General features: G+C 45.8%; 8 protein-coding genes, 1 tRNA gene and 1 pseudogene. 3 read left to right on the top strand and 7 right to left on the bottom strand.

Going from position 1 to position 10,582, the window contains the following annotated elements:
- Positions 1–146: 146 nt before the first annotated feature.
- The 5 genes from QUB77_RS28615 to ald form a co-directional block, all read right to left on the bottom strand.
- Positions 147–488, bottom strand: coding sequence for a DUF760 domain-containing protein (locus tag QUB77_RS28615; protein WP_333163818.1), 342 nt, complete (start codon positions 486–488; stop codon positions 147–149).
- Between the two features lie 221 nt (positions 489–709).
- A complete protein-coding gene (locus QUB77_RS28610) occupies positions 710–1,669 on the bottom strand; it encodes an RNA polymerase sigma factor, RpoD/SigA family (RefSeq protein WP_190661889.1) in 960 nt (319 codons plus the stop codon).
- Between the two features lie 533 nt (positions 1,670–2,202).
- Positions 2,203–2,979, bottom strand: coding sequence for an RNA methyltransferase (locus tag QUB77_RS28605; protein WP_333323623.1), 777 nt, complete (start codon positions 2,977–2,979; stop codon positions 2,203–2,205).
- 73 nt (positions 2,980–3,052) lie between these two features.
- Positions 3,053–3,134: transfer RNA gene (locus QUB77_RS28600), tRNA-Leu, on the bottom strand.
- Positions 3,135–3,397: 263 nt separating this feature from the next.
- Positions 3,398–4,486, bottom strand: a complete 1,089-nt coding sequence (gene ald, locus QUB77_RS28595; RefSeq protein WP_333323621.1) for an alanine dehydrogenase — start codon at positions 4,484–4,486, stop codon at positions 3,398–3,400.
- A 309-nt stretch (positions 4,487–4,795) separates the two neighbouring features.
- On the opposite strand from ald, the gene QUB77_RS28590 reads away from it, so the two are divergent.
- From QUB77_RS28590 to QUB77_RS28580, 3 genes are all read left to right on the top strand, one after another.
- Positions 4,796–6,334 (top strand): DEAD/DEAH box helicase family protein, encoded by a 1,539-nt coding sequence (locus QUB77_RS28590; protein ID WP_333180091.1) that lies wholly within the window; start codon positions 4,796–4,798, stop codon positions 6,332–6,334.
- A gap of 361 nt (positions 6,335–6,695) precedes the next feature.
- The gene (locus tag QUB77_RS28585) at positions 6,696–7,157 is read left to right on the top strand and encodes a DUF3598 family protein (RefSeq protein ID WP_333180085.1); all 462 of its coding nucleotides are present in this window, start codon (positions 6,696–6,698) and stop codon (positions 7,155–7,157) included.
- A gap of 15 nt (positions 7,158–7,172) precedes the next feature.
- Positions 7,173–8,387, top strand: coding sequence for a DUF790 family protein (locus QUB77_RS28580; RefSeq protein WP_333180082.1), 1,215 nt, complete (start codon positions 7,173–7,175; stop codon positions 8,385–8,387).
- An 8-nt stretch (positions 8,388–8,395) separates the two neighbouring features.
- Here the strand turns inward: QUB77_RS28580 and tnpC are convergent.
- Together tnpC and QUB77_RS28570 are read right to left on the bottom strand one after the other, a co-directional pair.
- Positions 8,396–9,879, bottom strand: a pseudogene (gene tnpC / locus QUB77_RS28575) (IS66 family transposase).
- Between the two features lie 56 nt (positions 9,880–9,935).
- Complete coding sequence (locus tag QUB77_RS28570; RefSeq protein WP_333180079.1) at positions 9,936–10,523, bottom strand: Uma2 family endonuclease; 588 nt, start codon at positions 10,521–10,523, stop codon at positions 9,936–9,938.
- Between the last annotated feature and the right edge of the window lie 59 nt (positions 10,524–10,582).

Genomic DNA, 10,582 nt, shown 5'->3' with positions numbered 1-10,582 from the left:
CTAAAATCTAAAATCTAAAATCTAAAATCTAAAATCTAAAATCTAAAATCTAAAATCTAAAATCTAAAATCTAAAATCTAAAATATTAAGCCCCCATCTTGCGAGGGGGGGCTTGACACTTGGATCACTTAAATGTTAACAATCTACTAATCGTCCGAGCCGTGTCTCTCACTGGCTTGTAGGGACTTTTCAAAAGTCATTCGCTGTTCGGCATTTTTGAGAAAATAACCGCTAATCATAGCTGAGGCGAGCAATCTACCCAAATGTTCGCGACTGGTAGTCACTGTCACCCCGAAGTGTTCCGAAGGCAAATTCCCCAATAGTCCAACAATATTTCGCTCCATTACTTGAAACACTTCGTGAGAAGTCGGCTTAGACAACTGAGAAACTGTGTCGGGAGCCATTGACTGCACGTATTGCCATAATAAGTTGGCATTTTCTCCGTCTTCTTCAAAGAATTCTGGGGATTTATTAGATGAGTTGCTCACGAGTACCTCCGTTTCAGAGACAGCTTGTTATGTTAGACGCGGGCGGTTAAATTAAATAACCCTTATCTGATCGCTGCTGATCTTTATTACTAAGTAATTACTAATGTAGCAGGACAGTCATAGCAACCAAGTGGGCACAACCGAATTAAAAGCGGCGGTTTTTACGATTTTAGATTGGGGATTGCCAGGGGGGGGAACCCGATCGCCAATCCCCAATCTAGCTAGCTGGCTAGATAATCGTTGATATCTTGCTTGCGCTTGCGGAGTTTGGTCAAAGCTTCCCGTTCTATTTGCCGCACTCGTTCCCGACTGATGTTGAGACGATCGCCTATTTTTGCCAAAGTTAGGGTTTGTCCGTCTTCTAAACCGAACCGCAAGGCGAGCACTTCTCGCTGTTGCTGAGTCAGTTCCGCCATCAGGTGGTCTAAGTCAGTCCGCAGGGAAGATTGCAGGGCAAAATCTTCCGGGGTAGTACCCGTATCTTCCAACAAATCGCCCAACTCTGTATCTTGATTGTCTCCCACGCGCAAGTCCAGGGAAAGTGGCAGGCGCGCGCGATCGAGATATTCGCGAATCTGTTTGGGAGTCAATTCGAGCTCTGATGCCAATTCAGCAGCCGTGGCCGCGCGACCAAGCTGTTGAGCCAGTTGGCGCTGAGCCTTTTTAATTTTGTTGAGCTTTTCGGTAATGTGGATCGGCAAGCGGATGGTGCGACCTTTTTCAGCGATTGCCCGAGTAATTGCCTGACGAATCCACCAATAAGCATAAGTAGAAAATCTGTAGCCCTTAGTCGGGTCAAATTTTTCTACTCCCCGCTGCATCCCGATCGTGCCTTCCTGAATTAGATCCAGTAAATCTACGTTGCGCTTGATATATTTCTTGGCAACAGACACTACCAGGCGGAGATTCGCTTCCACCATTTGGCGTTTTGCCCTTTCCCCGTGCTCGATCGTCCGCTGCAACTGTGCCTCAGACAGCCCAACTGCCTGTGCCCATTCAGCCGCCGTCGGGTCGCGGCCTAACTCTTCGGCTAAAATATTTTTCTCCTGATGCAGTGCGGTTGAGCGCTGTACCTGTTTCCCGTAGAGTATTTCTTGCTCATGGGTCAACAAGGGAACGCGGCCGATTTCCCGCAAGTAAGCGCGAACAGAATCTGTATCTGAGGACTTAAGAGTTTTCATGAGCTTTTCCCGCTGAGGATCTGTGCCTCTAAAGGTTTGCGGTAGTCGCAAACCCCTAGCTTTAGCTGGGAAGGAAAGCGGGCGGGGACTTGCGCTTTCCTTCCATTTAAAGAGGCTTAATTTTATGGTAGCTAGCTACTACTCCCAGTCAGCACCGTCTCAGGTTAGGTTTTGGTTGGGGCGTGCACAATACTACGTTATGTTAAGAATCTTAACATTTGTGAGAGCACTTGGCTACACTTCTTCATATTTATTTCATGCCAGCCTGAACTGTTGGTACGAGAGTACCCGCTTTCCTGGCTTTACAGTTGCATCATATTAAACAAAATCGGCCAAATCTCAGAGGGGTAGATGGGTAGAGGGGGAGATGGGGAGATGGGGAGATGGGGAGAGGGGGAGGTGGGAGGGGATTTGATCCTTTTGGCACAGTGCAAGTAAAAAATACAAAAAATACACTTTAAATGCCCAACAGCTTTTCAATACCCTGAATATGAAGTTACAGATATTGATGAGCCCGCCCCAACAGATAATGACTAATGACTTCTTTGCCGTTGAGCTTCGTACAACATGAGGGCTGCGGCGATCGACACATTTAAAGATTCTACGCCGCGACTCAGGGGAATTTGGATTTGTCGATCGGCCAAACTCCTCAATTCTTCCGACAAACCAGAACCTTCGTTGCCCAAAACTATCAGAGTCGGCACTCGCAAATCTACTTCCCAATAACTTAAACTGGCCCCGGCGACAGTTGCTAAAATTTGCATTCCTCGATTTTTATAGGCCGAGACTTCGGCGGTTAAATCTGGACTGACTGCGATTGGCAGCTTAAACCAAGCTCCTGCGGAGGCGCGCAGCACTTTGGGATGGTCTAAATCGGCGCAGTCTGCGCTCAGCAGCAAACCGTCAGCATTAGCAGCCGCAGCCGTGCGGACGATCGCCCCCAAGTTGCCGGGATCTTGGATTGTTTCTAGGGCTATTCCTAAAGTTGACAATTTTGCGGGATCTGTTGCGGTGCGGGGTGCGGTGGCGACAATGCCGTCGGGTTCGACTGTAGTGGCGATCGACTCTAACACTTTTGCACTTACTAATTCTGTGCGATCGGCTAAATTACCAACTTGCTCCCACAGTTCCCCGTGCCGATCGAGCCATTCGGGAGTGCAGCAAACCGTTGCTAGCGGGTATTTGGCAGCGCAAGCTTCTTCGAGCAAGTGCGTCCCTTCGAGTAAAAATAATTGTTGTTCCCTGCGTCCCTTCGAGCTGTGCAGCTTGCGAATTTCTTTAACTAGGGGGTTTTGAATACTTGTCAGCATTGTTTTATTCAGCAGAGCGAATGGGGTTATTGCCTGTATCGGGTTAACCCCAAACTTCCTTCTGCCTTTGGAATGCGGAACCCGGGACTTGAACCCGGAAGGCTTGCACCACATGAACCTGAATCATGCGCGTCTACCAATTCCGCCAGTTCCGCATCGGTCACGAATTACTACTCTGCCATAGGTTCGCCGATATGTCAAGTGTTTTGGGGAATTTATTTTTTTCTGGGCTGCGAGTAATATTTTGCACAAATTACTGTTCGGGTTTAGAAATGCTTTAGTTTCGAGGATTTACTGTTAGCCAAACATCCCCAAACGCTGTGTAGTTGAGTAGGGTGCCTCAGATCGCGTCCCGTTATTAATAATCCACAAGCTTTGATCTGACACACCCTACGGGATTTGCTGAAAAAAAGGAAATCTAATCGGCCAAATCGGGGAAAACCTCGCGCACGGCCGGATGCACCAATCGGTGATTCTGCACGTTCAATCCCTTCGCCAAACTCGGATTCATTTCCAAAGCTTTAATCCCGTTATTTGCCAACTGCAAAACATAAGGCAAAGTGCTGTTATTCAAAGCTTGAGTCGCAGTCCAAGGAACGGCACCCGGCATATTCGGCACGCCGTAATGCACGACTCCTTCCTCAACATAAGTAGGATTTGTGTGAGAAGTTGCCCGCAAAGTTTCCACGCAGCCGCCTTGGTCAACGGCTACGTCAACAATCACAGAACCGGGGTGCATCTTGGCAACAAATTCGCGAGAAACCAGAATAGGAGCTTTTTTGCCCGGAACCAAAACCGCACCGATTAACAAATCGGCATCGGGAACAACTGCTTCTATTTGCAAAGGACTGCTGTAGAGGTATTCTACTCTGGAACCGAACACAGTTTCTAAATAGGCTAGGCGATCGACATTTACGTCTAAAATCTGCACTCTAGCGCCCATTCCTACAGCAATTCGGGCTGCTTCTGTGCCGACAATTCCGCCGCCCAAAATCACAACTTTACCCGGTCTTACCCCCGGTACACCGCCCAAAAGTACGCCCCGACCACCTTGTTGTCGTTCCAGAAACCGAGCTCCGAACTGCACGGCCAAACGCCCTGCAATAATACTCATCGGCGTCAGCAGTGGCAATTTTCTGTCCGGGAGTTCGACGGTTTCGTAGGCGATGGCCTGGACTCCGCTGCTGATTAAATGCTGGGTTAATGTGCGATCGGCAGCCAAGTGCAAATATGTAAACAGCAACTGATCTTTTTGAATCAGCGGGTACTCAGCAGGCAGCGGTTCTTTAACTTTAACAATTAGTTCGCGCTTCCAGACATCTGAAGCCTTTAAGACAATCTTAGCCCCTGCTTGAACGTAGTCCTGGTCCGCGAAACCGGCCCCAGCACCAGCATTCGTTTCTACAAAAACTGTGTGGCCTTTGTCCGAACAAGCCCGGACACTTGTGGGGCTAAGCCCGACTCGAAACTCTAAATCCTTGATTTCCTTGGGGACGCCTATTTCCATCTATAACCTCTAATCTCAGGCATACGTAAATCGAATCTAACCTAAAAACCATCCCCAGCGGGACAATACTCTTGTAGATTTTAGATTTGGCAATCCGGCTGGGCTAGGATAATTTTTGTTTAATTTTTATCCAGTGCGATCGCAAGTTCCTAAATTTAGACTTGAATTACATAATTTTTTGATTAATAGATCGACCGCAGATGTAGGGCAGATTAACACAGAGTAACGCAGATAATTTCAAGAAGAGTCAATATATTTGATCGATCGCTTATAATTTAACAGGCTTGCACTCAGCGAGTCTCAAAACAAATGCCACGCATACCTACCTTAACATTCGATCGCGGAACTCTATTGCTGCACCCGCCGCCCAAAGGAAGAGACTGGGTGGACTTTGCGACATGGGACGATCGCGTGGAAAAATACCGCATTCGGGCGATTCACTACCGCCCGCTGGTAGAATGCCTCCAAGCCGACTGCATTCACTTTACCGACGAAGCTAGGGGATACGAACTACTCGAACTCGTACCCAGCGTGGAAATGCAGCCTTACCCACATCAAGAACAGGCCCTGGCAGCTTGGCAAGAAGCAGGAAGCCAAGGAGTAGTCGTCCTCCCCACCGCTTCCGGCAAAACTTATCTGGCACAATTAGCCATGCAAGTCACTGGTCGCAGTACATTAATTGTAGTACCAACTCTCGATTTAATGCACCAGTGGTATGCTAATTTAAAAGCAGCTTTTCCAGACATCGAAATCGGATTGTTGGGGGGAGGTTCGCGGGACAAAACGCCAATTTTAGTCGCAACTTACGACAGTGCAAGTATTTATGCAGAAACCTTGGGCAATAAATACGGCTTGCTGGTTTTTGACGAATGCCACCATTTGCCAACGGACTTTTATCGAGTAATTTCAGAATATGCGATCGCGCCTTTTCGACTCGGACTGACAGCCACACCAGATCGCACAGATGGCCGCCACAGCGATTTGCATTTTCTCATCGGCCCGACAGTATTTAGCAAAAGACCCGAAGATTTGGCAGGTGATGCTTTAGCCGATCATAAAATAGTTCAAATCATGGTAAAACTGTCAAAAGAAGAGGGATCTCGCTACGCCGAATTAATCAACATTCGTAACGACTTCTTAAAACAGTCTAACATCAAAATATCCAGCCTCGAAGGTTGGAAACAGTTTATCATGGCAAGCGCGCGATCGCCCCTAGGACGGCGCGCCATGCTAGCCCACCGCCAAGCCAAAGAAATCGCCCTTTGTACCGAAGGAAAACTGCGAGTTTTAGCTCAAATACTAGCAGAACACTCTCCCCAGCGCACCCTAATTTTCACCGGAGACAACGCCACAGTTTACCGAATTTCCCAAGAATTTCTCATCCCCACAATTACCCACCAAACCCCAGTCAAAGAACGCCACGAAATCCTCGAACGCTTTCGCAGCGGCGAATACAAAACCCTAGTCGCCTCCCACGTCCTCAACGAAGGAGTGGACGTTCCCGACGCCCGAATTGCTATCATCTTATCAGGTACGGGCAGCGAACGCGAATACATCCAGCGATTGGGTCGAGTTCTCCGCAAAAGCAGCGATGCAAATAAGTTAGCAATTCTCTACGAAGTCGTCACCGAAGACACCAGCGAAGAAAGAACTTCTCAACGCCGCCGGGGAGGAATGCAGCCTCACAAACCCCAAGCAAAAACACCAATTGAACCGCCCAAGCCAGAATATCATAAATTAGAAACTGTCAAACCGACACCCATTTACGGAGTCAACCGGGAGGTGACTAAAAAAGCAGCAGAATCACCCGCAAAATGGGGAGAAAATAATGATGAAATTCCCTGGTAGCAAGCCTAAATAAGTTAGTTGTGGGATGGAAGTCTTAGCGAAAGGGTGGTTATATAATTAAAGCACTCCTACGTCTATTTAACATCTAAAATCTAAAATACATTTACCAGAAAGAATTGGTTTAAAGCCCCAAGCATAAGCGGGAGAAATTAAAAGAAGACTATTCATTACTCCAATCCTCTTCCTTCGAGGTAGAGGTCGCTATAAAGCGGTCAACTGTCAACTGAAGGAGTCAACCGAGAGGCGACTAAAAAAGCAGCCGAATCACAGCAAAGTGGGAAAAAATGATGATTTCAAGGAATTTTCAAGATTGCCAAATTAGTGTATAATCTCAATATTAACTAATTCATCTTACCGGAAAATGATCAATCTCTCACAAATAAGTAACTTTAAAGTCTTCCCCAAACATACAGGAGTTTGGAAGGGAACTTGGACAATACTCAATGCTGATTTCCAAGAAACCCAGCGTTTTACAGCCGTGTTAACCCAGGAAATTGTGGACAACGAGTGGAGGCAAACTAACGTTCAAACTTATGCCAATGGCAAGAGTGAAACCCAAAATTTTGTGGGAAATGTAGTAGGTGAAGGAAAAATACAAATAGAAAGTCCCGACTCTATTTTTTCCAACTACAAAACACTAGCGACAGAAGTTGGAGACAATTTGATAATTTTTCAAATATGGGACAAAGCCACTGGCATTCTGAGGGCGGTTGAAACAATCAATCTTGTTAGTTCCGATCGGCGAATTCGGACTACCCAAAGCTTGACAGAAGAGGGGAAACTTAGGGGAGTTATGGTGATTGTCGAACGAAGAATTGAGTAAAACTTTTGACTGCGTATGTTACCAACTGATTTATTAAGTCACCGCCAAAACGGAGAATCAATTATTCCTCTCCGCCTTAAGATAGATGCTAAAAACTTAGAAGCAGCTACGGAAATGATCGACTGCTTCCAAGAGTCGATCGGCAAAACCCAAGGCGAACTCGACGGACGCTTGCTAGAATTAGAAGGCGACAGCCCGGATTATCGGCTGAAACGGGGATTAGCGCACCTGCTGAAAAGCGGTTTCTGCACCTTAGAAGTCATCAGTCCCCTAGAACCCTCAGAGCTGAGACAGCGGGTTTTTGCCTTGTCCGCGCGTGAGACTCCCAGCCCTCAATCCACCCAATTAACCCTGGAAAAAGTAGCATCTGAACTCAGCCAAGAGTTAAACAGAGAAGTATTGCCTCACGAAATCACTACAGGTTTATACGCCGATTTAAACGAAAACAAAATCCTCACTGAGTTTAATCCACCAACACCAGAAAACTTGCTTCACAAATACAATCTTTCTCAAGTTCAAGGCATATTTTACCGCGCCAGTCAAGTCCAATTAACCGCCCACCGCAACGATCCAGGAGAATACAAACTCTTATTTCGCTATCTGAAACTCTTTCAATTAATGACTTACATCGAAGGCGATGCAGACCACGGTTTTACACTGACAATAGACGGCCCTACAAGCTTATTCAAACCCAGCACCCGCTACGGCTTAGCCCTCGCGAAAATGCTGCCCGCACTACTGCACGTCACCAAATGGAGTATGCACTCGACACTGCACACAAAAGACCCTTTTAGTGGCGTTTTGAAAACAGGTAAATTCACCCTCAATTCCGACTGCGGTTTAGTCAGCCACTATCCCCCTGGCAAGCCTTATGATAGTATGTTAGAAGCAGCATTTGCTGAAAGATGGAATTCCACAAAAACCGAGTGGCAACTAGAGCGAGAAGTTGATTTAATTCCGATTCCAGGTAGTGTGATGATTCCCGACTTTCGGTTGGTGCATCCCGACGGGCGAGTGTTTTTATTAGAAATAGTTGGCTATTGGCGGCCCGAGTATTTGCAAAAGAAATTTGCACAAGTACAGAAGTCTGAATGCGATAACTTGATTTTAGCTATTTCCGAACGCCTGAATTTGGAAAAAGCTGGGGTGAATGTAAATGACGTGCCAGCCAAAGTAGTCTGGTTTAAAGATAAATTGTTGCCAAAATCAGTCCTGGAAATTATCGACTAGGTAAGGATTCAGGTCTCAAGTTGGGGTATTAAAGATGGGGTCTGCACAACAGGATTAACCCTCGCTTTGATAGCTTGCTCAAAAAACTCGGCGGACTGAACGTCTTTGACGACGGCAAGTTTGTATAACTGTCAATAAATTGGCAGTATCTTGGAACCGTGACATTGAACGGGAACCGCCACTAACTTTTCTTTTTGTAACGGCTAAACGTAACGTTCGTTCGGCTAAATTATTATCTGGTGGAATCTCTGGGTTATTCAGAAAATATCACCCGGAGATCGGCTTTATGGAGCAAGGAACGTAACAGTTTACTTGCTTAGGCTCCGGCTCGCTCAAACCAAGTTAAGAGTGCAGATTCAATTTTTAATTTAAACAGGGATGCCCAACTCCAGAACTCGTCAATAAGCGAGAGTTTTTTGGTAGAAAGCTCCGTTATGAAAGCCTTCATCGATCAAATCAATAAATTTGACGCCTATCTCCTGATTATGTAAACCTGGTAACTTGCTCAGCTTTTTGAAATGACGGCGTAAATGGGCTAGGCATTTCTGTTGCGCTCTGACTGAATAACCATTATAAACACTATAGTCATCGGAACTGAGGACACCTATATAGCTTGCACCCAGAATTAATTCTAACTCGGAGCGAGAACGAGTACCCGCCGCATGAAATAATCCGAAATCTGTGTTGGCACAAATCCATAACCATTCTTTAATCCCCTTGACCATCCCAGGCGTTTCATCCGCATGGATATTGGGCTGGGTTTGTTTGACCCACTCTTTGAGCAGGTCAATACTTTGAGCCACTGCATCATCTATTCGTTCATGGGTGGCTACTAAAGTTCTCACTCAATTGTCTATTTTTCCTAATTCCCACAACAGTTCTTGTTGTTTTTCGTAGGATAATTGTCCGTAATTATTTATCCATCCCAAAAAAGCTTGCAGTCTGATTCCGATATCTTGTCCCGGTACTATTTCTGGCGACCAGTCTGCTGGAAAGTGTTTCCCCACATTCGCTACAAATACAGGTATATCTTTGATATTCTACTCTTTCTATTGGACTCTCTACTAACCGCAGCTCCTTGCTGTGTATCTATTTTTATTGGTTCGCCACTGAATTCCCCTTGACCACAACATCTGCACACTTGCGGTCGTAATATCTCAAATCTATCTACTCGACCAAACCCCTTCCTCGTTTTTCCCGGATGTCCTGGTTGTCCTCCTGGTTTACGTTTTGGTGTCTCCCTTTCCTCTGTTTGAGCTTCTAGTTTTTTCTCGCTTTTTTTGAGGATATCGGACGATGGTGGCTTTGATGATGTTGTGCTGTCTAAATCTCTGCTGATTTTAAGTTTCTCTATTTCCTGTTCTAGCTGTATTACTCTGCATTTTAACTGCTCTATAGCCCTCGCCTACTCAACTATCATCTCTACGAGTTTCTCTGTCGCCAACTGTTTTAAGATTTCACTGTTGAGTTTGGGTGGCAGGTTTTTTTTCATAATTGCTATATCCTACTTTCCAGTATCACACTTGTCAATACCCACCACCTGAATCCTTACTTACTTTGCTCTATCAAACCCGGAATTTCGGCGATCGGCAAAAACGGAAAAGCCAAACTGTTCTCCCTCTCTTCGTAATTCCCCTCAACCAATTGATACACTACAAAACATTGATTGCGATATCTCCAGATTTCAGGAACTCCCAGAGAAGCATAAATTGAGAACTTATTCAAAGAAGAACTCGTGTAGTCTGATTCGACTACCAAATCCGGTGGCGGATCGGCGGGTAAATTGATACTTTTACCTCTAACTACCGATTCATTTTGAACGTAGAAGCAGCTATCCGGTTCAATAGCACGAGTTAAATCTTCCCGTTCCAGAGTAAGAGCACTTAGCTTTCTCACCTCGATATCTAGTGCGTCTGCGAAAGCTTCTACAAAGCTTTCAATCATTCCCTTGGGTTCTTCATGTTCTGTAAGTGGCATTCGGATTTCTAAAACTCCTTCAGCATAGGTAATTCTCCACGCTCTACCGTCGCCGACATCTGACATTATCGCTTTAAATGTTGACCATTTAATGCCTGTCAAAGTAATTAGTTTTTCCTCGCTACTTTGTTGAGGAGGAGTCAATGTGGTTGTTACCATCTGAGGTACGATTAGTTAAACTTTTATTGATTTTAACACGCCCTTTTCTCATCTCCATC

It is taken from the genome of Microcoleus sp. AT9b-C3 (genome assembly GCF_036705485.1).
Classification (GTDB): domain Bacteria; phylum Cyanobacteriota; class Cyanobacteriia; order Cyanobacteriales; family Microcoleaceae; genus Microcoleus.
This window is presented reverse-complemented; position numbering and strand designations above follow the sequence as displayed.